This window comes from Enterobacter sp. PTB, assembly GCF_051130085.1.
GTDB classification, from domain to species: domain Bacteria; phylum Pseudomonadota; class Gammaproteobacteria; order Enterobacterales; family Enterobacteriaceae; genus Enterobacter; species Enterobacter ludwigii.
On the sequence record NZ_JBDKEE010000005.1, the window covers coordinates 299,179 to 321,295 of the forward strand.

Genomic DNA, 22,117 nt, shown 5'->3' on the forward strand with positions numbered 1-22,117 from the left:
AAATGGATATCGCTCAATTTTCGCAAATCAATCCGCCACAACGTCTGCTGATGGGGCCGGGGCCGATCAACGCCGATCCGCGCGTGCTGCGTGCCATGTCGAGCCAGCTTATCGGCCAGTACGATCCGGCGATGACCCACTACATGAACGACGTCATGGCTCTCTACCGCGGCGTGTTCCGCACGGAAAACCGCTGGACGATGCTGGTGGACGGCACCTCCCGCGCGGGGATTGAAGCGATTCTGGTATCGGCCATTCGTCCGGGGGACAAAGTGCTGGTGCCCGTTTTTGGTCGCTTCGGCCATCTGCTGTGCGAAATTGCCCGCCGCTGCCGCGCAGAGGTCCACACCATCGAGGTACCATGGGGCGAGGTGTTCACACCGGATCGGGTGGAAGATGCCATTAAACGCGTGCGTCCGCGCCTGCTGTTAACCGTGCAGGGGGATACGTCCACCACCATGCTGCAGCCGCTTGCAGAACTCGGGGCAATCTGCCGTCGTTACGATGTCCTGTTTTATACCGATGCTACCGCGTCGCTCGGCGGCAACGCCCTGGAGACCGATGCCTGGGGGCTGGATGCGGTCTCGGCGGGGATGCAGAAATGTCTTGGCGGTCCGTCCGGCACCTCGCCTGTTACCCTGAGCCCGCGGATGGAAGAGGCAATCCGTCGCCGCAAATGCATCGAAGAGGGGATCCGTACCGATGCCCATCGCGACGGCGACGAAGAGATGATTTACTCCAACTATTTCGACCTCGGCATGGTGATGGATTACTGGGGACCCGAGCGTCTGAACCACCACACCGAAGCGACCACCGCGCTGTTCGGCGCCCGCGAATGTGCCCGCCTCATTCTGCAGGAAGGGCTGGATAACGGTATCGCCCGCCACAAGCTGCACGGGGATGCGCTGCTGAAAGGTATTCAGGCGATGGGGCTCGAGACCTTCGGCGACCTCAGGCACAAGATGAACAACGTGCTGGGCGTGCTTATCCCTCAGGGCGTAAACGGTGACCAGGTGCGTAAACTGATGCTGGAGGATTTCGGCATTGAAATCGGTACTTCGTTTGGTCCGCTGCACGGCAAAGTGTGGCGTATTGGCACCATGGGCTATAACGCGCGTAAAGACTGCGTGATGACCACCCTGAGTGCGCTGGAGTCGGTACTGAACTACCTGAAGTTTTCCACTACGCAGGGTGCTGCGATGCAGGCTGCGTGGGATCATTACCGCACTGAGACGGCGCTATGAATCACGCGACACGCCAGCAGGCGGCAGAACGTGTGATGGCTCGCGCCGATGCGCTGGCCGCCATCAGCGAAAACCAGGATTTCCTTACCCGCGTGTATCTCTCTGCCCAGCATCTGCAGGCTAACCAGCTGGTCGGGCAGTGGATGAACCAGGCGGGCATGACCGTCTGGCAGGACAGCGTGGGGAATATCTGCGGACGTTATGAAGGCGAGCAGGAGGGCGCACCGGCGGTGTTGCTTGGCTCGCATCTGGATACCGTGCGCAATGCCGGGCGCTACGACGGGATGCTGGGAGTGCTGACGGCCATTGAAGTCGTTGACAGCCTGCACCAGCAGGGAAAACGGCTGGCGCAGGCCGTTGAGATTGTCGGCTTTTGCGATGAAGAGGGAACCCGCTTTGGTATCACGCTGTTGGGCAGCCGCGCCCTGACGGGCACCTGGCCTGTGGGCTGGCTCGACACGTGCGATGCCAGAGGTATCAGCGTGGCGCAGGCGATGGTACAGGCAGGGTTAGATCCCAGCCGTGTCGCGATGGCCGCCCGACGCCCGGATGATTTCAGCGCCTGTCTGGAACTGCATATTGAACAAGGACCGTGTCTGGAACAGGCCGGTCTGGCGCTGGGCGTGGTTGAAGCCATTAACGGTGCGCGTCGTCTGAACTGCCGCTTCACCGGTGAGGCCGGCCACGCCGGGACCGTGCCGATGGCGCATCGTAAGGACGCGCTGGCCGCCGCCGCCGAATGGATGGTGTTGATTGAAAACACCACCCGTCAGCACGGCGGCAACCTGGTGGCCACGGTGGGTGAGTTGCGCTGTCTGCCTGGTGCGGTAAACGTCATCCCCGGCGAGGTCGCGCTCTCGTTAGATATTCGCGGCCCGCAGGATGCGCCGCTTGACCTTCTGCTTACTGCACTGCTGACGCAGGCGCAGGCGATAGCGGCCCGTCGCGGAATACATTTTGCTGCCGACGAATTTTACCGAATCGCCGCCACGCCATGCGATACACGTCTGCAGGCACTGCTGGCGGAGGCTGTAGAATCGGTGCAGGGGAAGACATTATCGCTGCCGAGCGGTGCCGGTCATGACACCATCGCCCTGGCGGAGCGCTGGCCGGTAGGGATGTTGTTTGTGCGGTGTAAGGGAGGCGTCAGCCACCATCCGGCGGAATCGGTGATGGCTGAGGATGTCGCGCTGGCGATTGATGCCTTTACGCGTGCGGTAACGCGTCTGGCGGGTTAAGCGACCGAGCGTACCGCTTCATCGATGTCGGCACTCACCCGCACATCCTGCTCGTCAAACACCATGCAGTGGCGATCGTCAAAAGCCACATCAATTTGCTGCCACGGTGCGAATTTCACATCGCCCGGCAGCAAAATCTTCATATTGTCGTGGCCGTAGCACTGACCAAAGAGGTAGGTGTTATTGCCCAGACGCTCAACCACTTCACAGTTAAACGTCAGCCGCGTGCCGTGGCGGAGATCGGTGGTTAAATGTTCCGGACGGATGCCCAGCGTCACCGGGCTGCCTGCGTTCAACGGTGTGGTGGTCAGGGCCAGTGTGAGTGTCTTCTGCTGGGATAATCTCACCGTCAGCTCACCCGGTTGCCAGGCCTCTACCGTTGCCGGCAGGAAATTCATCTTCGGCGAGCCGATAAACCCGGCCACGAACTTGTTCGCCGGTTTGTAGTAGAGTTCCATCGGCGCCCCCATCTGCTCAACCTTTCCGTAGTTCATCACCACAATTTTATCAGCCAGGGTCATCGCTTCTATCTGGTCGTGGGTGACATACACCATGGTGGTTTTCAGCTCCTGGTGCAGACGGGCAAGATGCAGACGCATCTCCACGCGCAGCTCGGCATCCAGGTTGGAGAGCGGTTCGTCGAACATAAAGACCCGCGGATTACGTACGATGGCGCGGCCAATGGCCACACGCTGGCGCTGGCCGCCGGAAAGCTGCTTAGGTTTGCGATCCAGAAGGTGGGAAAGCTGCAGCGTTTTGGCCACCATCTCGACCTGATGGCGGATCTGATCTTTCGGCACCTTATTGACCTTCAGGCCGTAGCCCATGTTTTCGGCCACCGTCATATGTGGGTAGAGCGCATAGGACTGAAACACCATCGCCACGCCGCGGTGGGAGGGGGCAACGTCGTTCATCACCTCGTCACCAATTAACACTTCCCCTTCGCTAATGTCCTCCAGTCCGGCAATCATGCGCAGCATTGTCGATTTACCGCAGCCGGAAGGACCGACAAAGACGGCAAACTCACCGTCTTCAATCTCAAGATTCACGTTGTGCAAGGTGACGGTGTCGCCAAAGCGTTTGGTGACATTCCTCAATTGTATGTTCGACATCTGTATTCCCCGAGTAAACCGCCGCGTATGTATTACGTATAACAATTATTTGCTACATGGCTGGACGGTGCAATTTGTCTGCTCTGACTATAACTTCCAGTATTCACGCACCCTATACTGATATTCCATTAATGTTATGACGATCACACAACTTACAGTTTTTTGTAGAGTTATCATGATGTGAAGGGTAGCGTATACCAAACCAAAGGCATTTGATGTTATACGTTGTACGCCAGTGTTAGTCGGTTTTCTGGCGAAGGTGTATGGCGGTGAAATGCAATAACAACCATAAAATTGTTATACCTTCACATGAGGTTGATAATGAAAAAGAACATACTCGCTGCTCTGATCCTCTCTACGCTCGCGGTGCAGGCTCACGCCACCACGCAGCTTAACGTCTGGGAAGACATCAAAAAGTCGTCCGGCATTAAAGACGCGGTCGCCGATTTCGAAAAGCAGTACGACGTTAAGGTTAACCTGCAGGAGATGCCTTACGCGCAGCAGCTGGAAAAACTGCGCCTCGACGGCCCGGCAGGAATTGGCCCGGACGTGCTGGTCATTCCCAATGATCAACTGGGCGGCGCGGTTGTGCAAGGGCTGCTGACCCCCCTGAATCTGGAGGCGAAGCAGACCGAACAGTACACGCCGGCGTCGATAAATGCCTTCAAAATGGATAACACCCTTTACGGTGTGCCGAAAGCGGTTGAGACGCTGGTGCTGATTTACAACAAAGACCTGATCGCGAAGCCGCTCAACTCACTTCAGGACTGGTATGACTTTTCTAAACAGCAGCGCGCCAAAAACCAGTACGGCCTGCTCGCCAAGTTCGACCAGATTTACTACAGCTGGGGGGCTATCTCCCCGATGGGCGGGTACATCTTCGGTAAAAACGATAAAGGCGGTTATAACGCCAGCGACGTGGGCCTGAACAAGCCGGGCGCGGTAGACGCGGTCACCTACCTGAAAAAATTCTATACCGATGACGTGTTCCCGGCGGGGATCATCGGCGATAACGGTCTGAACGCGATCGATTCTCTGTTTACCGAGAAAAAAGCGGCAGCCGTCATCAACGGTCCGTGGGCGTTCCAGCCGTATGAAGCGGCGGGCATTAACTACGGCGTTGCGCCGCTGCCGACGCTGCCGGACGGTAAGCCAATGAGTTCATTCCTGGGCGTGAAGGGCTATGTCGTCTCTACCTGGAGCAAAGACAAAGCCATGGCGCAGAAATTTATCGAATTTATCAACCAGCCGCAGTACGTCAAAACGCGCTATATCGCGACGCGTGAAATTCCGCCGCTGACCGCGATGATTGACGATCCGCTCATTAAGAACGACGAGAAAGCCAGCGCGGTTGCCGTGCAGGCCGCACGGGCGACAGCGATGCCGGGCATTCCGGAAATGGGTGAAGTCTGGGCTCCGGCGAACGCGGCCCTCGAGCTGAGCCTGACCGGTAAACAGGATCCGAAAGCCGCGCTCGACAGCGCAGAAAAACAGGTTCAGATGCAAATCGAAGCCATGCAGGCCAGCAACCAGTAGTTTTCTGACGTCGCAGAACGGGAGGGCGTCTCTCCCGTTTTTTGAAAGGAGTTGTTTGTGAGTATCATCCCGGAACATTTTGCCAAACCGCGCGTGGCCGGGCGTCACGCCTGGACCAGCCTGCTGCTGGCGGTCATTCCCGGCTTCGGTCAGTTTTACCACCGTCAGTGGCTGAAAGGGGTCATCTTCCTGGTGCTGCTTGCCAGTTTTATCGGCGTATTTGCTGATTTTCTGCGCGAAGGGCTGTGGGGACTGGTGACGCTGGGTGAGGAGGTGCCGCGCGACAACTCCATCTTCCTGCTGGCGGAGGGGATCATCAGCGTGTTAATCGCTGCGTTCGGCGTGATGGTGTATTACCTGTCGATGCGTGATGCGTGGGTCAATGGCCTGAAACGTGACGAAGGGTTGCAGCTTAACAGCGTGCGTAAACAGTATCAGATGCTATTGAGCGACGGCTTCCCGTATCTGATGATCACCCCGGGCTTTATCCTGCTGGTGTTTGTGGTGGTGTTTCCCATTTTGTTCGGGTTTGCCATCGCCTTTACCAATTACAACCTCTACCACACGCCGCCGGCTAAGCTGGTTGACTGGGTCGGGTTTAAGAACTTCATCAATATCTTTACGCTCTCTATCTGGCGTTCCACCTTCTTCGACGTGCTGCAGTGGACGGTGGTCTGGACGCTGCTCGCCACTACGCTGCAGTGTACGGTGGGCGTACTGCTGGCGATTCTGGTGAACCAGAAAGATTTACGCTTTAAGCCGCTGATCCGCACCATCTTTATTTTGCCGTGGGCGGTGCCGGGCTTTGTCACCATCCTGGTTTTCGCCGGGATGTTTAATGACTCGTTCGGGGTGATTAACAACGCCATTCTGGCCTTCTTTGGGATTGCGCCTAAAGCCTGGATGACCGATCCGTTCTGGACCAAAACGGCGCTGATCATGATGCAAACCTGGCTTGGTTTCCCGTTTGTTTTCGCCATGACCACCGGCGTGCTGCAGGCCATTCCTGATGACCTGTATGAAGCGGCTACCATGGACGGCGCCAGCAGCTGGACCCGGTTGCGAACCATTACGCTGCCGCTGGTGCTCTACGCCATAGCGCCGATCCTGATTACGCAATACACCTTCAATTTCAATAATTTCAACATCATCTATCTGTTCAATAACGGCGGACCGGCGGTGGTGGGGTCGAATGCGGGCGGCACCGACATTCTGGTGTCGTGGATCTACAAACTGACGATGTCATCTTCGCAATATGCCATTGCGGCGACCATCACCATCCTGCTGTCTGTTTTTGTCGTCGGCCTGGCGCTATGGCAGTTCCGCGCCACCAAATCTTTCAAAAATGACGACATGGCGTAAGGGACGTAACAATGGCTAAATCACAAAGTATTAAACGTGAGAAATGGGTCCGCCTTTCACTCTCCTGGCTGGTTATTGTGCTGGTGTCGGTCATCATCATTTACCCGCTGGTGTGGACGGTGGGCGCCTCACTCAACGCGGGCAACAGCCTGTTAAGCTCCTCTGTTATTCCGCAGAACCTGTCGTTCCAGCATTACGCCGACCTGTTTAATGGTCAGGTGAACTATATGACGTGGTACTGGAACTCGATGAAAATCAGCTTCCTGACCATGGTGTTGACCTTAATCAGCGTTAGCTTTACCGCCTATGCCTTCTCGCGTTTTCGCTTTAAGGGGCGGCAGAACGGACTGATGCTCTTCCTGCTGCTGCAGATGATCCCGCAGTTCTCGGCGCTGATTGCCATCTTCGTGCTCTCGCAGCTGTTGGGCTTAATCAACAGCCATCTGGCGCTGGTGCTGATTTACGTTGGCGGCATGATCCCAATGAATACCTATCTGATGAAGGGCTACCTGGACGCCATTCCTAAGGATCTGGACGAGTCCGCGCGCATGGACGGAGCCAGTAACTTCCGCATCTTCATCGAGATCATCATGCCGCTTTCCAAACCCATTGTGGCGGTGGTGGCGCTGTTCTCCTTCACCGGGCCGCTGGGGGATTTCATTCTCTCCAGCACCATTTTGCGCACCCCGGACAAATACACCTTACCCATCGGGCTTTATAACCTGGTGGCGCAAAAAATGGGTGCCAGTTACACCACCTACGCGGCAGGCGCGGTGCTGATTGCGGTGCCGGTCGCGATCCTTTATCTGGCCTTACAAAAATACTTCGTCTCCGGTCTGACCTCCGGGAGTACTAAGGGATAACCATGAAAAGACTCAAACCCGCTTTGCTTGCTGTTTGTCTTTCTTGCGGTCTTGCCGCGAGTGCGTTCGCCGCGGACGGGGTAAAAACGCGTCCTTTTAACGCCATGCCGGCAGACTTTATTAAGGGGGCGGACATCTCGACGCTGCTCGAGGCGGAACAGCATGGCGCAACATTTTATAACCAGAACGGCCAGCAGCAGGACGCGATTGCCATTCTGAAAGCCAACGGCGTGAACTATGTGCGCCTGCGTTTGTGGGTGGATCCGCAGGATGCCAACGGAAAAACCTACGGGGGCGGCAGTAACAATCTGGAAAACACGCTGGCGCTGGCGAAGCGCGTGAAGGCCCAGGGCATAAAACTCCTGCTCGATTTCCACTACAGCGATTTCTGGACCGACCCGGGCAAACAGTTCAAACCAAAAGCCTGGGAGAAGATGGATTACCCGCAGCTTAAAACGGCAATCCATGACTATACGCGCGACACCATTGCCCGCTTTAAAAAAGAGGGCGTGCTGCCGGACATGGTCCAGATTGGTAATGAAATCAATGGCGGGCTGCTCTGGCCGGAAGGCAAAAGCTGGGGGCAGGGTGGCGGCGAGTTTGACCGCGTAGCCGGGTTACTCAACGCCGCAATCAGCGGGATGAAAGAGAACCTGACCGACGGCGAGCAGGTGAAAATTATGCTGCACCTGGCCGAAGGCACTAAAAATGACACCTTCCGCTGGTGGTTTGATGAGATAACGAAGCGCGATGTGCCGTTCGATATTATCGGCCTGTCGATGTACACCTACTGGAATGGCCCGATCGGCGCGCTGAAAGCCAATATGGATGACATCAGCAAACGCTATAACAAAGACGTCATTGTGGTGGAAGCGGCCTATGGCTATACGCTGGAGAACTGCGATAACGCAGAAAACAGTTTCCAGGCCAAAGAAGAGAAGGACGGTGGCTATCCCGGCACCGTGCAGGGTCAGTACGATTATATCCACGATTTAATGCAGGCCGTGATTAACGTTCCCGATCGTCGCGGTAAGGGCCTGTTCTACTGGGAGCCGACCTGGATTGCCGTACCGGGCACCACATGGGCCACCAAAACCGGCATGAAATATATCCATGATGACTGGAAAGAGGGAAATACCCGCGAAAACCAGGCGTTATTTGATTGTCATGGCAAAGTGCTGCCGTCGATAACGGTATTTAAATAGTATTCTGTTTCACTTCAGGACGTTTTTAATATGAATAAATTTGCGCCTTTAAGTTCGAAGGTCGCTGCGTTATTGCATGGCGCCGACTATAACCCGGAGCAATGGGAGAATTACCCCGGTATTATTGAAAAAGATATTGCCATGATGCAGCAGGCGAAATGTAATGTCATGTCGGTGGGCATATTTAGCTGGGCGAAGCTCGAACCGCGTGAAGGGGAATATGATTTTGTCTGGCTGGATAACGTCATTGATAAATTATATTCAGCGGGGATCCATATTTTCCTCGCCACGCCGAGCGGTGCGCGCCCGGCATGGATGTCGCAAAAATACCCGCAGGTGCTGCGCGTAGGGCGTAACCGCGTGCCTGCGCTGCACGGTGGGCGTCATAACCATTGTATGTCTTCCCCGGTGTACCGTGAGAAGACATTCAAAATGAATACCTTACTGGCTGAGCGTTATTCACAGCACCCGGCGGTGCTGGGCTGGCATATCTCCAATGAGTACGGCGGTGAGTGCCACTGCGATCTGTGCCAGGAGCGCTTTCGTGACTGGCTGAAAGCGCGCTACAAAACCCTGGATGCGCTGAACCACGCATGGTGGAGCACCTTCTGGAGCCACACCTATAGCGACTGGTCGCAGATTGAGTCCCCTGCGCCGCAGGGCGAGGTGTCCATTCACGGTCTGAACCTCGACTGGCGCCGCTTTAATACGGCGCAGGTAACAGATTTCTGCCGCCATGAGGTTGCGCCGCTAAAAGCCGTCAACGCAGCGTTGCCGGTGACGACCAATTTCATGGAGTATTTCTACGATTACGACTACTGGCAGCTTGCGAAAGCGATCGACTTTATCTCCTGGGACAGCTACCCGATGTGGCACAAGGAGAAAGACGAAACCCAGCTCGCCTGCTATACCGCCATGTACCACGACATGATGCGCAGCCTGAAAGGCGGCAAACCTTTTGTGCTGATGGAGTCCACGCCGAGCACCACCAACTGGCAGCCGACCAGCAAGCTGAAAAAGCCGGGGATGCATATTCTCTCCTCAATGCAGGCGGTGGCACACGGGGCCGATGCGGTGCAGTACTTCCAGTGGCGTAAAAGCCGCGGTTCGGTGGAGAAATTCCACGGAGCGGTTATCGACCACGTGGGGCATCTTGATACGCGTGTCGGGCGTGAAGTGACGCGTCTGGGCGAAATGCTTGAGCGCCTGCCGGGAGTGGTCGGGTGTCGCACGCAGGCACGGGTGGCGATTATCTTCGACCAGCAAAATCGCTGGGCGCTGGACGATGCCGAAGGGCCGCGCAACATGGGGATGGAGTACGAAAAAACCGTTAACGAACACTACCGTCCATTCTGGGAAAAAGGCATCGCGGTGGATGTGATTGATGCCGATGGCGATCTCAGCCAGTACGCGCTGGTGATTGCGCCGATGCTTTATATGGTGCGGGAAGGCTTCGCCGAACGCGCAGAAGCGTTTGTCGCCGGGGGCGGCCATCTGGTGACCACCTACTGGAGCGGCATCGTGGATGAAAGCGATCTTTGTCATCTCGGCGGGTTCCCGGGGCCGCTGCGTAAACTGCTCGGCATCTGGGCAGAAGAGATCGACTGTCTCGGTGAGGGAGAACGTAATCTGGTACAGGGGCTGGCGGGTAATGCGGCTGGCCTGCAGGGGCCGTATCAGGTTCGTCATCTGTGCGAGCTGATTCATGTCGAAAACGCTCAGCCGCTGGCGACCTACCGGGATGATTTCTACGCCGGTCGGCCTGCCGTGACGGTGAACCGTTTCGGTAAGGGGAAAGCGTGGCATGTGGCGTCGCGCAACGATCTGCCGTTCCAGCGTGATTTCTTCGCCGGGATTATTGACGAACTGGCGCTGCCGCGGGCCATGGAATGCGATTTCCCACCGGGTGTGGTGGCAACGGCCCGCACGGACGGCGAAACCACGTGGGTGTTTGTGCAGAACTACACCGCCCAGCAGCAGCTCATTACGCTGCCGCAGGGGTATACCGACTGCATGACCGATGCCGCCGCCGCGGGTGATACCGCTCTGCTGCCGTGGGATTGTCGGGTACTCAGGCGTAAAGCGTAGTCGCTGAGGGCGTCGCGTCGTACAACCCTGGCTAATCAATCTGAAGGCGCCTGCTCTATGAGCAGGCATTTTTTTATCTGCATAACAGAGAGGCGTATTATGGACAGTGAAATAACTCAGCGTTTAATTCCTGCATTCGGCGGCGACGATAATATCGAACATGTTGAAGCCTGCATTACCCGTCTGCGCGTCACGGTAAAAGATTTAAATAAGGTGGATACGCAGGCGTTACAACAGGAGGGGGCGCTGGGCGTGATTATTATCGGTCAGCAGGTGCATGCGATATTTGGCCGGCAGTCTGATACCTTGCGGCAATTATTAGATGCGCATTTTAGTCATTAATAATAAAAAAGGGATAGCCAAAATAATGGCTATCCCAAACGAGGAGAATAGACTGCCAGTTGTTGGAGATACAATAACGATTAACGCATATCAGGAAATAAACATTACCACCAGGCTTCCACCTGCACGCCAACGTTCCAGGTATTATTTGCGGTGCCGTCTTCGAAGGATTGTCCTTTCTCGGAGTCATTCAGGTAAGAGGCGAAGACGCGCAGTTCCGGACGCGACATAAAATCAGGCCCATCCGCCAGTCCGAGTGCGAGGGTGTACTTCTCTCCGCTCTGCTTGTAGCTGGAGCCGTCGGTGTAGGTATCTTTCTGGTAGAAACCGCCCACTTCACCAATCAGACGCACGTATTCGGTGAACTGGTACTGCGCGCGACCCACCAGCGAGACAAGGCGCGATTTATCGGTGAATTGCGTGGTGTCATCCGCCGAGCCCCAGGTCAGCACGTGGTTGAAGGAGAGCTTGTCCGTAATCGGAATTAAGCCGGTGTTAATCACACGGTAGCCGCTGGCGTCGTTCACGTAGTTCCACATGTCATACCAGCCGCCGCCCTGGGACACCATGTTTTGCGCCAGGCCTTTGTTCGCATACTGCAGCACCAGCTTGTTGTAGCCGCCTAACATGTCCTGGCTGATCTCACCGGTGACCATGACGCCGTTGTCGGCCTCATACAGCCCACCGTACTCTTTCTGCTTATTGGTGGGGTTTGGCATGGCGTAATCAATGCCCACTTCAGTCCATGCGCCCGCCCACGGCTTCCAGCCCGCATAGCGAAGGTCGATGTAGTTGATATTGACGTCGCTATCGCCGTCCACGCGGTAGTCCACGTCGTTGGCATCGCCACGGATCCAGGCCACGGACACCGCACCCGGTCCGAGCGTGTAGTTTTCGATACCGGCACCCGCGCCTGAGATGTTCCAGTATTTGGTGTCAATGATGTGCAGGTCATGGCGCTGGTAGTAGCGCTTACCGCCCCAGATCACCGCGTTCGGATCGCCGGGGATCAGCCCCTTGATCTGCAGATTCAGCTGACGCAACCCGAACTGCGCATCGTCGCCGAAGGTGGTTTCATTGTCGTTAGAGCCGTCAGAGACCATGCTCACCATGCTGTCGAGGTAGAAGCTGACATCATTCTTTTTGTACACCTCTGAGCCCAGCTCCAGCTCGCCGTAGGTATCGGCCTCGTTACCCAGACGGCCAATTTTATTTTTTTGCCACTCCTCCATCCCACCATCCCGTGAGACGCCCACACCGGAGCGAAGATATCCATGAAAATCAATTGGTACTGAAGACGCTGCAAACAGCGAAGGAGACGCTAACGCGGCAGCCAACGCAACAGATACAGAGCGGATCGTCGTGTTCATTGTTACCCTCTTATTGTTTTGTAATACGTTCACAAATCCGCTGTCATAAAATGCCTAAACCTTTTTTCTGGCAATTGCGTGATCGTTAATCTGTGATTAAGTGCAAATAAAATAGCCAATTTTGTTACGATTCATGAGGTGTGACAAGAAATGTAGTATTGTGAACGTAATACTTTTTGATGGTGTTATGGCAGCCAAAAGTGCCCAGTGGGCGTTTTTTTATATCGCCCCTGATACAATCAGCGCATAACAACATAAGGAACCGGACCATGAAGTCGAAAAGCGCAACGTTAGAGGACGTCGCACGCCATGCGGGCGTCTCCTATCAGACCGTGTCCAGGGTACTGAATAAATCTGCCAATGTATCCGAAGCCACGCGTCACAAGGTGGAGAAATCCATAGAGTTATTGCGGTATGTCCCGAACCGCCTGGCACAGCAGCTGGTCGGAAAGCAGACCCAGACCGTCGGACTGGTGACGATTTCGCTGGCTTTGCATGCGCCGTCACAGGTCGCCGCGGCAGTAAAACGCTATGCAAATGTGGAAGGGTATCAGGTGTTGATCTCCATGATTGATGAGAACGTCAACCACAGCATCCAGGATTCGATCAATGAACTGAAATCTCAGCTCGTCAGTAAGGTGATCATCAACGTCCCGCTGGAAGCAGAGCAGGCGCAGAAAATCGCGACGGACAACGACGATATCGTCTGTCTGTTCCTCGACGTTGACCCTTACAGTTCCGTGTTTAACGTTTCGTTTAACCCGGCAGATGGCACCCGTGCCAGCGTCAAATATCTCTACGAACTGGGGCACCGGGAAATCGCGTTGCTGGCGGGGCCAGCCTCTTCTGTCTCGGCGCAGCTCAGGCTGAAAAGCTGGATTGAAACCCTGAAAGGTTACGGTCTGGAGCCGGCCTCGGTGATCCGCGGGAACTGGGATGCGCAGAGCGGTTACGCGGGTGCGCTGCAGATGCTGCGCGAGACGCCGCAATTTTCTGCCGTGCTGGTGGCCAACGACCAGATGGCGCTGGGGGTATTAAGTGCTTTCCATCAGCATCAGATTTCCATTCCGGGTGAAAAATCGGTGATTGGCTACGATGACACCTACGAAAGCTCATTCTTCTATCCGGCATTGACCACGGTATCGCTGGACCTGGATCTGCAGGGGAAGGAGGCGGTGCGCCGCATTCTTGACAGTGGCGAAGACAATGCCGTGCGCATGTCATCCATTTTGCCTGCCCGGCTGGTGGTGCGGCAGTCGACCGGGCCGAAAGGTGAGACGGGCAAAAACCTGCAGGCGCTGGCGCAACAGCTTCGTGATATCGCACATCAGCTTGGCGATATGTAAAACGGTGAGCACCTCAACCCGGTGGGTGAGGTGCTGCACTCTTATTCCAGCCCCAGCGTGTACTGCGCAATCTTGAAGTAGATAATCAGACCGGTTCCGTCGATAAGCGTCGCGATAAAGGGCGCGGAAACGACGGCCGGGTCAATGCCGCAGCGCTTCAGTACCATCGGAATAACTGACGAGACAATCGCACTCCACAGCGTAATGCAGACCAGCGTCAGGCTGACGATAAGGGTAATTTCCAGCCCGATACCCATCATCCAGGCGCGAACACACCCGGCAAGACCAAGCGTGGCGGCAATCATCAGCGAGGTGGTCATCTCCTTTCGTAACACGCGGCCAACGTCGCGCAGACGCACTTCACCCAGCGCCATTGCACGCACCAGCGTGGAGGTGATCTGCGTCCCGCTGTTCCCACCGGTCCCTATCAGCAGCGGAATAAAAAAGGCCAGGGCAATGGCGGATTCCAGCGCCTCTTCGAAGTGCTGAATAACCGAGCTGGTATAGGCTTCAGCGACAAACAACAGCAGCAGCCAGACGGAGCGTTTTTTCCACAGGCTGAAGGGGCTGGTTTCCAGATACGGCTTTTCCAGCGGCAGCGTTGCTCCCTGGAGCTGGGCATCTTCGGTGACATCATCTTCCAGCAGATGGGCGATTTCGCGTTCGGTCAGGCAGCCGACCACTTTACCGTGCGTGACCACCGGCACGACATCCGCCTCGCCGTGGGCCAGCAGCCCGGCGACATCGGCACGCTCGTCTTCCGGTTTGACCTGCAGAAACTGAGAAATCATCAGCGTTTTCACCGGCTGTACCGTATCGGCGGTCTGCAGCAGTTTGCGCACCGCAACCATGCCTGCCAGCCGACCGTTATCTTCGAGGAAAATATGCGATGGAATATCATCGTCTTTTAATTTTTCGAAAAATTGCTCGCGTGCCAGCGCCACGCATAATGAAATATCGAGGACGATAAAATCGGTATTCATATATTGCGCGATTGCGCTGTCATTGAATGCCAGGTTTTGATTGTGAATAGCGTAAGACATAGTGAATTCCCTTTGAATAATAAAATCTCTCAGGGGCGAGCAAGACAGGGCATGTCGAAGAGGAGATCCCCACGTCCTGGGTTCAGCACTGTACACCGTATCCCGTAAGGGAAGTTATACTGACAAAGCCTTGATTCGACAGTGCCTGTTTTACCCTGTGCCGGTTCTCTCGAACCCACCAGAGCGATAACGTGTATTTGTACAGGAGCCTCGCCATAACGAGATCGTTGTAAAACGAGAGGGATAATACGCCACTTTAAAAATCGCGCTGTGGAATTTAAAAGACGTTTAAGAAACGTTTAGAACAATAATTTAATCCCGCGTATTAATGACATCGATTATTCATCAATGACGGTGGTTATTGCTCAAGAGAGTATAATTCCACACCTCTGTGTTTCTAAATGGCGCTGACATTTTCGCGTGTCGTTAATGCCTTCCTGCTGGAGGTCTGAGCGGTTGATACCCCATTTAAGGTTGTTCGTTTCTAATGGTCAGCATCACGAACGCTGCGGGGTGGAATATGACGTGGTTTGACAATCTGCTGAATCATTTTGCGCTCTATCCGACGCATCTGTTCGCGCTGCTTTTCGTCATCGCGCTGAGCAAGTCTACGGTACTGGTTTCCTCCGTGCTTCCGCCTGCCTCGGTGATGCTGCTGGCAGGGATCACCGTCAGCCAGACCAGCCTGCATCCGGGACTGACGTGGCTGGCTGTCGCGGCGGGTGCCGCAACAGGGTCGGTATTGAATTATCATATCGGCCAGTTGATGGGCCACACGCGGCTGGTCACGCGCTTTACCTCCCGGCACGCCGAGAAATTTTTGCGGGTACAACATCAGCTGCAGAAAAACGGCGTGCTGGTGCTCTTTACCGCGCGTTTCCTGGCGGTGCTGCGTTATATCGTCCCGCTGGCAGCGGGCATGCTCAGACTGAACGCGGCGAAGGTGTACGCGGTAAGCCTGATTTCAGCCGTCGTATGGGCGGCGCTGTATGTCGGCATCGTCACCGGCATCAGCGCCTTTTGACCTACAGGTTTCCCATTCCGCCGTCGACCAGCAGTTCCGTTCCCACCATATAGCGCGATTCGTCAGAGGCAAGATAGAGCGCGGCTTTCGCCAGCTCCGTCGGCGTGCCCATTCTGCCCAGCGGCACAAGTTTGGTGATATCCCCCAGCATCGCCTTGAGCGCTTCCTCGCTTAACCCCGTTTTATTAAATGCCGGTGTTTCTACCGGACCCGGGCTCAGGCCGTTGACGCGAATACCGCGCGGCAACAACTCCCCTGACAGCGTGCGTGCCAGCGACAGTAATCCCGCCTTGCTGGCGGCATAAACGCTGCTGGCAGGCAGCCCGATGCGGGCGCTCACGGACCCGCACAGGATCACAGAGGAGGGATTATTGAGCAGCGGCAGCAGGGCCTGAATCAAAAAGAACGGTCCTTTAAGGTTGATGCCCATCAGGCGATCCCAGGCGTCTTCCTGCCACTCTTCAAGCAGCCCGTGCGTCACATCGCCGGCGTTAATAAACACGGCATCAAGACGCGACCAGCGAGAGGCGAGCGTGTCCGCCAGCGCTTTTTGCGCGGCGATGTCACCCGCATCGGTCGGAATAACCCAGGCATTATCGCCCAGAATGCGTTGTGCTTCGGCAAGGGTATCCGGGTTACGTCCGGTGACAGCAATGTGCGCCCCTTCGGCAATAAATTCCTGCGCGGTAGCGAGACCAATACCGGAAGTGCCGCCGGTAATCAGCGTATATTTACCTGCTAAACGACCCATGTGCTTCTCCTGAAATGACTCTGGAGAAAGCACTATAGAAACGTTAGTATCGAAAGGAAACCAGGTACCATTTGGATACTAATGAGGCAAGAGGTGTGCTATGGCGGAATCGCTCAATATACCCTGTGAAAAAAAATCTGAGGTTTATCTCTGCCCGATGACGCAGTTTGTAAACCTGATTTCCGGTAAGTGGGCCATCCCGGTGCTCTATCGCCTGATTATGCTCAATGCACCGGTCCGGTTTGGCGATCTGCTGCGCGCCGCCGCCCCCATCACGCAAAAAGAGCTCACGAAGCAGTTGCGCCTGTTTGAGCAGCGCGGGCTGGTGTCGCGCACTATCTACCCGGAGATCCCACCGCGGGTGGAGTATCAGATAACCGCGCTGGGGTTAACCCTCCAGAGCGCGCTCTCCCCGCTGGCCGACTGGATGAGCGAATACGGCGATCGCCTTGAAAAGTAATCCTCAGTTTGCGAAACGCTTCCCGGAAAATTGTCACGAATCTGTCACACTCACTGCGACATTTTAAAACGAGTGAGGAATTAGGGATGAGAAAAGCACTACTCGCGCTGGCAATCGCCGGTTCCATTGCAGTGACATCTGGCGTGCAGGCGCAAGAGACGCCGGAAGGGTATCAGCTGGAACAAGTTTTAATCATGAGTCGCCATAATTTGCGCGCGCCGCTCGCCAATAATGGCAGCGTGCTCGAGCAATCCACACCGAAGCAGTGGCCAGAATGGGAGGTGCCAGGCGGCCAGCTCACCACCAAAGGTGGCGTGCTTGAAGTCTACATGGGCCACTATATGCGCGAGTGGCTGGCACAGCAGGGGATGGTGAAAACCGGCGAGTGCCCGGCCGCGGATAGCGTATATGCCTATGCCAACAGCCTGCAGCGCACTGTCGCCACCGCGCAGTTCTTTATCACCGGTGCCTTCCCGGGGTGCGATGTGCCTGTGCATCATCAGGAAAAAATGGGCACCATGGATCCGACCTTTAACCCGGTGATTACGGATAACTCACCTGAATTCCGTGAAAAAGCGCTGAAGGCGATGGAGACTGAGCGGCAGAAAATGCAGCTAGGCGAGAGCTACAAGCTGCTGGAGCAGATGACGAATTACGCCGATTCACCGTCCTGTAAAGAGAAGAACGTGTGCTCGCTGGCGGAGGCGAAAGATACCTTCAGTGCCGACTATGAAAAAGAACCTGGCGTATCGGGGCCGTTAAAAGTCGGTAACTCGCTGGTGGATGCCTTCATGCTGCAGTATTACGAAGGCTTCCCGGCAGACCAGGTTGCCTGGGGTGAAATTAAAACCGATCAACAGTGGCGCGTGTTGTCGCAGCTGAAAAATGGCTATCAGGACTCGCTGTTTACCTCCACCGAGGTGGCGCAAAACGTGGCCAAACCGCTGGTGAAGTATATCGACCAGGCCCTCGTCACCGGGCAGGCGAAAGCGCCGAAAATCACCCTGCTGGTAGGGCATGATTCCAATATCGCGTCGCTGCTTACGGCGCTGGATTTCAAACCGTACCAGCTGCATGACCAGCATGAGCGGACGCCAATTGGCGGGAAAATTGTTTTCCAGCGCTGGCATGATAAAAGCGCCAACCAGGAGCTCATGAAGATTGAGTATGTCTATCAGAGCGCCGACCAACTGCGTAACGCCAGCGTACTGTCACTGGATGCGCCGGCACAGCGTGTGACGCTGGAGCTGAAGGGGTGTCCGGTTGATGCGAACGGTTTTTGCCCAATCGATAAATTCAATGCGGTGATGAATAACGCGGCGAAATAGGTAAAACCCCCCGCTCAGGCGGGGGGAAACGTTCAGACGTTTTTACGTTCGATGGTTTGCTCACCCCAGAAGAGCGCGTCTTTGTCCGTTTTCCCGAAGGCACGTTCCAGCACTTCATCGCTGCCTTCTTCCCAAATCTGCTCTGCCAGCTTCTCGTCATAGTTCGCGACTTCAAAAATGGCTTCGGCGATCTCCGGAGAGGTGTTGCGTAAACTTGCCCATTCACCCACGCGGTGGGCTTTGGATTCTTGAGTTGGCATACTTGTCCTCCTGTTGAGTTAGCCGTTCAGTTTTTTGGCGAGGCCTGCGACATACTCACCCTGATAGCGGGCGATAGTGAGCTCTTCGTTGCTCGGCTGTCGGGAGCCATCGCCACCGGCAATGGTGGTGGCGCCGTACGGTGTCCCGCCACGAACCTGGGAAATATCAAACAGTTCCTGCGCGCCGTAGCCAATCGGCACAATCACCATCCCATGGTGAGCAAGGGTAGTCCAGGTTGACGTAATCGTCTGCTCCTGACCGCCGCCGGTCCCGGTGGAGCTGAAGACGCTGGCGAGTTTGCCATATAACGCTCCGGATGCCCAAAGTCCTCCGGTTTGATCGAGGAAGGTCCGCATCTGGCCTGACATATTGCCAAATCGGGTAGGGGTGCCGAAAATAATGGCATCGTAATCAGCCAGTTCCTGCGGGGTGGCAACCGGGGCATTTTGTGTTTTCCCCCCGGCTTTGGCGAACGCCTCAGCCTGCATCGTTTCCGGTACGCGTTTCACCACAACTTCTACGCCGTCCACTCTGTTTGCACCTTCTGCTACCGCGTGAGCCATGGTTTCAATGTGTCCATACATGGAATAATAGAGCACCAGAACTTTTGCCATTTTGCATCACTCCTCGTTTGTGTTTTCTGACAGCGGATCGCTGCGTTCATTTAAAGATAAGTCATCACAGCCAGACTGCAAAAATGAACGGCATTTCTTTGATTTATAACAATATGGATACAAAAGCGCTTTGTAGCAAAATGAAACAACTTTCCCGCTGCGGATTTTTAAAATGATAAGAAAGGCTTATAAATGGCCGTCGCGTAATCTCACCCGAATGGCTGAGATCATGTTGCAGAATATTACCTCTGACTTGCCGGATAGCCGCATTCCACTAAGCTTAATTTCACGTGGCACAGATAAAGGCACTGTCCTTCAGCCGCGCGGTGAAAGAATCCTCTTTTACTGAATGCAATATGATGTCTAATGTTTCACACTCTGGAGGTTAGAGATGGCAAACCATCGTGGTGGTTCAGGTAATTTCGCTGAAGACCGTGAAAGAGCATCAGAAGCAGGTCGTAAAGGTGGCCAGTCTAGCGGGGGGAATTTCAAAAATGACCCTCAGCGGGCATCAGAAGCTGGCAAAAAAGGGGGCAAAAACAGTCATGGCAGCAATAAGTAATACGCCGGGCTGATACCCTGCCGCCGGGATCTCCCGGCGGTTTTTTATTTCTGCAACATTGAACTGTCACCAAAGGCATCGCACACTAGAGGATTGATGCTTATTTGCTGGTGCCGCATGTCTCTCTCCCGTTTCACATTCTCCGTCAAACCTCAGGAAGCCCTTCTCATTCTGATCACCATGTTCTGGGGCGGAACCTTTCTCGCCGTCCAGTACGCGGTCACGCTGAGCGGTCCGTTCTTTTTTGTCGGCCTGCGCTTTGCGACGGCGGCGATTGCCGTGGGGTTACTCTCGCTTAAAACCTTGCGTGGGCTGACGCTTAAAGAACTGAAGGCCGGGGTGGCCATTGGGATTGCGATTGCCATGGGCTACAGCCTGCAGACGTGGGGATTGCAGACCATCACCAGCAGCAAATCGGCGTTTATCACCGCCATGTATGTGCCACTGGTGCCGTTACTGCAATGGCTCTGTCTGGGGAGAATACCGGGTCTGATGTCCTGCACGGGGATCGTGCTGGCGTTTGTTGGCCTTATCTTGCTTGCCGGGCCGGAAAATAACCTGCTGGCGCTGGGGCCGGGCGAAATCATTACGCTGGTGGGTGCTATCGCGATTGCCGCGGAAATTATTCTGATCAGCGCCTGGGCTGGCAAAGTGGACGTCAAGCGCGTCACCGTGGTTCAGCTGGCGACCGCGTCGCTGGTGGCTTTTGCCACCATGGTGCCGGCAGGGGAGTCTGTTCCGCCGATGTCCACCGGGCTGGTTGTAGTGGCGCTGGGGCTGGGCATCTTTAGCGCCATTATCCAGGTCACCATGAACTGGGCGCAGCGCAGCGTTTCCCCGACGCGTGCGACGGTTATCTATACCGGTGAACCGGTATGGGCGGGCATTTTCGGGCGTATCGCCGGAGAGCGTTTACCGCTGCTGGCGCTGGTGGGTGCGGCGTTTATTGTCGCCGGCGTGCTGGTGAGTGAGCTGAAGCTGAAACGGAAGAAAAAAGCGCTGCCAGAGCGTGACAGCGCTGCGATAAATCAAGAGTCCTGATGTACCACGTCGCCCTGCGGTGCGGCCGCTTCCCGGCGGCTCAGCAGGGCGTTAAGCAGGATTGCGCCAAAGGTTGCGGTGCCAATCCCACCAAGGGTGAAGCCGCCCAGCGTCAGGGCAAAATCTCCCGCCCCCAGCACCAGCGTGACCGCCACCATAATCAGGTTGCTGTTCTGGCTCAGATCGACACGATGTTGCACCCAGATGCGTGCCCCGGCAACGGCAATCAGACCAAATACCACAATCGATGCCCCACCAATCACCGGCGCGGGAATGGTGTGGATCAGCGCGCCGAATTTCGGTGAGAAGCCGAGGAGCATCGCCATCACCGCTGCCGCCACGAAGACCAGGGTGGAGTAAACTTTGGTCACTGCCATCACACCAATATTTTCAGCGTAGGTCGTTACGCCGCTGCCGCCGACCGAGCCGGAGAGCATGGTAGCCAGACCGTCGCCGACAAAGGCGCGGCCCATGTAAGGGTCCATGCTGCGCCCGGTCATACCCGCAACGGCTTTCAGATGGCCTAAGTTTTCTGCCACCAGGATCACCGCAACCGGCGCGATTAACATCATCGCCTGCGTGTTAAAGACCGGAGACGTCACCTGCGGCAGGCCGAACCAGGCGGCGTTATGCAACAGTGTAAAATCAACCGGCTTGCCCAGACCGAAGACGTTTGCCAGCAGGGCGTACACCAGACAGGCAACGATTAACCCCACCAGGATCAACAGTCGCTGGATCATCCCCCGCGTAAACACCGCCACCAGGCCAATGCAGAGTACCGTGATCACCGCCATCCAGCTTTCAAAGGGCGAACCGGAGACGCTTCTGACGGCTATTGGCGCAAGGTTCAGACCAATTGCCATTACCACAGCCCCGGTGACGACGGGAGGCATCATCCGCTCTATCCAGCGCGTCCCGACCTTCATGACCACCAGGCCAATCAGCGTGTAGACCAGCCCGCAGGCGATAATGCCGCCGAGCGCGACGCTCAGATTCGGGTTGATACCCTGACCGTTAAAGTCGGTGGTGGCGATGACCACGCCGACAAACGCAGCGCTGGAACCAAGATAGCTGGGCACGCGCCCGCCGGTGATGAAAAAGAACAGCAGGGTACCGATACCCGACATCAGAATGGACAGATTGGGATCAAGCCCCATCAGCATGGGCATCAGCACCGTTGCGCCGAACATCGCGACCGCGTGCTGAACCCCCATCACTAAGGTTGGCCCGAGCGGGAGCCTTTCATCCGGCGCGACCACGCCAGGTTCTGTAGAGGTCGATTTCAACTGCCAGTGGGGAAAACCGAACATTGCCATGAGCTGACTCC

At 55.8% G+C, this 22,117-nt stretch carries 21 protein-coding genes and 1 riboswitch; of the genes, 14 read left to right on the forward strand and 7 right to left on the reverse strand.

All coding sequences use genetic code 11. The features are described 5' to 3' along the window. The first annotated feature begins 2 nt into the window (after positions 1 to 2). Together AAIR21_RS09095 and hpxK are read left to right on the forward strand one after the other, a co-directional pair. The gene (locus AAIR21_RS09095; protein ID WP_121340436.1) at positions 3 to 1,244 is read left to right on the forward strand and encodes a pyridoxal-phosphate-dependent aminotransferase family protein; all 1,242 of its coding nucleotides are present in this window, start codon (positions 3 to 5) and stop codon (positions 1,242 to 1,244) included. Continuing rightward, complete coding sequence (gene hpxK / locus AAIR21_RS09100) at positions 1,241 to 2,482, forward strand: allantoate amidohydrolase (RefSeq protein ID WP_183516474.1); 1,242 nt, start codon at positions 1,241 to 1,243, stop codon at positions 2,480 to 2,482. The genes AAIR21_RS09095 and hpxK overlap by 4 nt, the downstream gene beginning before the upstream one ends. Here hpxK and AAIR21_RS09105 read toward each other — a convergent pair. Continuing rightward, positions 2,479 to 3,594 (reverse strand): ABC transporter ATP-binding protein, encoded by a 1,116-nt coding sequence (locus tag AAIR21_RS09105; RefSeq protein ID WP_106503917.1) that lies wholly within the window; start codon positions 3,592 to 3,594, stop codon positions 2,479 to 2,481. The two genes, hpxK and AAIR21_RS09105, sit on opposite strands and share 4 nt — an antisense overlap. Positions 3,595 to 3,915: 321 nt before the next feature. On the opposite strand from AAIR21_RS09105, the gene AAIR21_RS09110 reads away from it, so the two are divergent. From AAIR21_RS09110 to AAIR21_RS09135, 6 genes are all read left to right on the forward strand, one after another. Next, positions 3,916 to 5,130, forward strand: coding sequence for an extracellular solute-binding protein (locus tag AAIR21_RS09110; protein WP_032681287.1), 1,215 nt, complete (start codon positions 3,916 to 3,918; stop codon positions 5,128 to 5,130). A gap of 57 nt (positions 5,131 to 5,187) precedes the next feature. Next, a complete protein-coding gene (locus tag AAIR21_RS09115) occupies positions 5,188 to 6,492 on the forward strand; it encodes a carbohydrate ABC transporter permease (protein WP_020884733.1) in 1,305 nt (434 codons plus the stop codon). A gap of 11 nt (positions 6,493 to 6,503) precedes the next feature. Continuing rightward, entirely contained in the window at positions 6,504 to 7,355 is an 852-nt protein-coding gene (locus AAIR21_RS09120) for a sugar ABC transporter permease (RefSeq protein WP_014169479.1), read from the forward strand. A 2-nt stretch (positions 7,356 to 7,357) separates the two neighbouring features. Continuing rightward, positions 7,358 to 8,560: a glycoside hydrolase family 53 protein gene (locus AAIR21_RS09125; protein WP_434680735.1), complete on the forward strand. Its 1,203-nt coding sequence runs from the start codon at positions 7,358 to 7,360 to the stop codon at positions 8,558 to 8,560. 30 nt (positions 8,561 to 8,590) lie between these two features. Beyond that, positions 8,591 to 10,648 carry a beta-galactosidase gene (locus AAIR21_RS09130; protein ID WP_183516472.1) on the forward strand — a complete coding sequence of 686 codons (2,058 nt, stop codon included), beginning with the start codon at positions 8,591 to 8,593 and terminating at the stop codon, positions 10,646 to 10,648. A gap of 99 nt (positions 10,649 to 10,747) precedes the next feature. Next, on the forward strand, positions 10,748 to 10,990 hold the full coding sequence (locus tag AAIR21_RS09135) for a glucose PTS transporter subunit EIIB (RefSeq protein ID WP_074164888.1): 243 nt from the start codon (positions 10,748 to 10,750) through the stop codon (positions 10,988 to 10,990). Between the two features lie 104 nt (positions 10,991 to 11,094). On the opposite strand, the gene AAIR21_RS09140 is transcribed toward AAIR21_RS09135, so the two are convergent. Then, positions 11,095 to 12,360: a maltoporin gene (locus AAIR21_RS09140; RefSeq protein ID WP_025204490.1), complete on the reverse strand. Its 1,266-nt coding sequence runs from the start codon at positions 12,358 to 12,360 to the stop codon at positions 11,095 to 11,097. A 269-nt stretch (positions 12,361 to 12,629) separates the two neighbouring features. On the opposite strand from AAIR21_RS09140, the gene AAIR21_RS09145 reads away from it, so the two are divergent. Further along, positions 12,630 to 13,706, forward strand: coding sequence for a LacI family DNA-binding transcriptional regulator (locus AAIR21_RS09145; protein ID WP_183516471.1), 1,077 nt, complete (start codon positions 12,630 to 12,632; stop codon positions 13,704 to 13,706). A 41-nt stretch (positions 13,707 to 13,747) separates the two neighbouring features. On the opposite strand, the gene AAIR21_RS09150 is transcribed toward AAIR21_RS09145, so the two are convergent. Beyond that, complete coding sequence (locus AAIR21_RS09150) at positions 13,748 to 14,749, reverse strand: magnesium transporter (RefSeq protein WP_020884727.1); 1,002 nt, start codon at positions 14,747 to 14,749, stop codon at positions 13,748 to 13,750. Positions 14,750 to 14,809: 60 nt separating this feature from the next. Beyond that, positions 14,810 to 14,979, reverse strand: a riboswitch (M-box (ykoK) riboswitch). Between the two features lie 290 nt (positions 14,980 to 15,269). Between AAIR21_RS09150 and AAIR21_RS09155 the strand changes: the two genes are divergently transcribed. Next, positions 15,270 to 15,773: a DedA family protein gene (locus AAIR21_RS09155; RefSeq protein ID WP_025204489.1), complete on the forward strand. Its 504-nt coding sequence runs from the start codon at positions 15,270 to 15,272 to the stop codon at positions 15,771 to 15,773. Position 15,774: 1 nt separating this feature from the next. On the opposite strand, the gene AAIR21_RS09160 is transcribed toward AAIR21_RS09155, so the two are convergent. Then, positions 15,775 to 16,524 (reverse strand): SDR family oxidoreductase, encoded by a 750-nt coding sequence (locus AAIR21_RS09160; RefSeq protein ID WP_183516470.1) that lies wholly within the window; start codon positions 16,522 to 16,524, stop codon positions 15,775 to 15,777. Between the two features lie 100 nt (positions 16,525 to 16,624). Between AAIR21_RS09160 and AAIR21_RS09165 the strand changes: the two genes are divergently transcribed. Then, positions 16,625 to 16,984 carry a winged helix-turn-helix transcriptional regulator gene (locus tag AAIR21_RS09165; RefSeq protein WP_014169488.1) on the forward strand — a complete coding sequence of 120 codons (360 nt, stop codon included), beginning with the start codon at positions 16,625 to 16,627 and terminating at the stop codon, positions 16,982 to 16,984. Positions 16,985 to 17,070: 86 nt separating this feature from the next. Beyond that, entirely contained in the window at positions 17,071 to 18,312 is a 1,242-nt protein-coding gene (gene agp / locus AAIR21_RS09170) for a bifunctional glucose-1-phosphatase/inositol phosphatase (protein ID WP_183516469.1), read from the forward strand. Positions 18,313 to 18,344: 32 nt separating this feature from the next. Here agp and AAIR21_RS09175 read toward each other — a convergent pair whose 3' ends face one another. Continuing rightward, on the reverse strand, positions 18,345 to 18,572 hold the full coding sequence (locus tag AAIR21_RS09175) for a YccJ family protein (RefSeq protein ID WP_014169490.1): 228 nt from the start codon (positions 18,570 to 18,572) through the stop codon (positions 18,345 to 18,347). Positions 18,573 to 18,590: 18 nt separating this feature from the next. Continuing rightward, positions 18,591 to 19,187, reverse strand: a complete 597-nt coding sequence (wrbA, locus tag AAIR21_RS09180) for an NAD(P)H:quinone oxidoreductase (protein WP_014169491.1) — start codon at positions 19,185 to 19,187, stop codon at positions 18,591 to 18,593. Positions 19,188 to 19,578: 391 nt separating this feature from the next. On the opposite strand from wrbA, the gene AAIR21_RS09185 reads away from it, so the two are divergent. Together AAIR21_RS09185 and AAIR21_RS09190 are read left to right on the forward strand one after the other, a co-directional pair. Next, positions 19,579 to 19,749: a general stress protein gene (locus tag AAIR21_RS09185; protein WP_001273664.1), complete on the forward strand. Its 171-nt coding sequence runs from the start codon at positions 19,579 to 19,581 to the stop codon at positions 19,747 to 19,749. Between the two features lie 117 nt (positions 19,750 to 19,866). After that, positions 19,867 to 20,790: a DMT family transporter gene (locus AAIR21_RS09190; RefSeq protein ID WP_183516468.1), complete on the forward strand. Its 924-nt coding sequence runs from the start codon at positions 19,867 to 19,869 to the stop codon at positions 20,788 to 20,790. Here AAIR21_RS09190 and rutG read toward each other — a convergent pair. Beyond that, positions 20,778 to 22,106 carry a pyrimidine utilization transport protein G gene (gene rutG, locus AAIR21_RS09195; protein ID WP_183516467.1) on the reverse strand — a complete coding sequence of 443 codons (1,329 nt, stop codon included), beginning with the start codon at positions 22,104 to 22,106 and terminating at the stop codon, positions 20,778 to 20,780. The genes AAIR21_RS09190 and rutG overlap by 13 nt on opposite strands. Between the last annotated feature and the right edge of the window lie 11 nt (positions 22,107 to 22,117).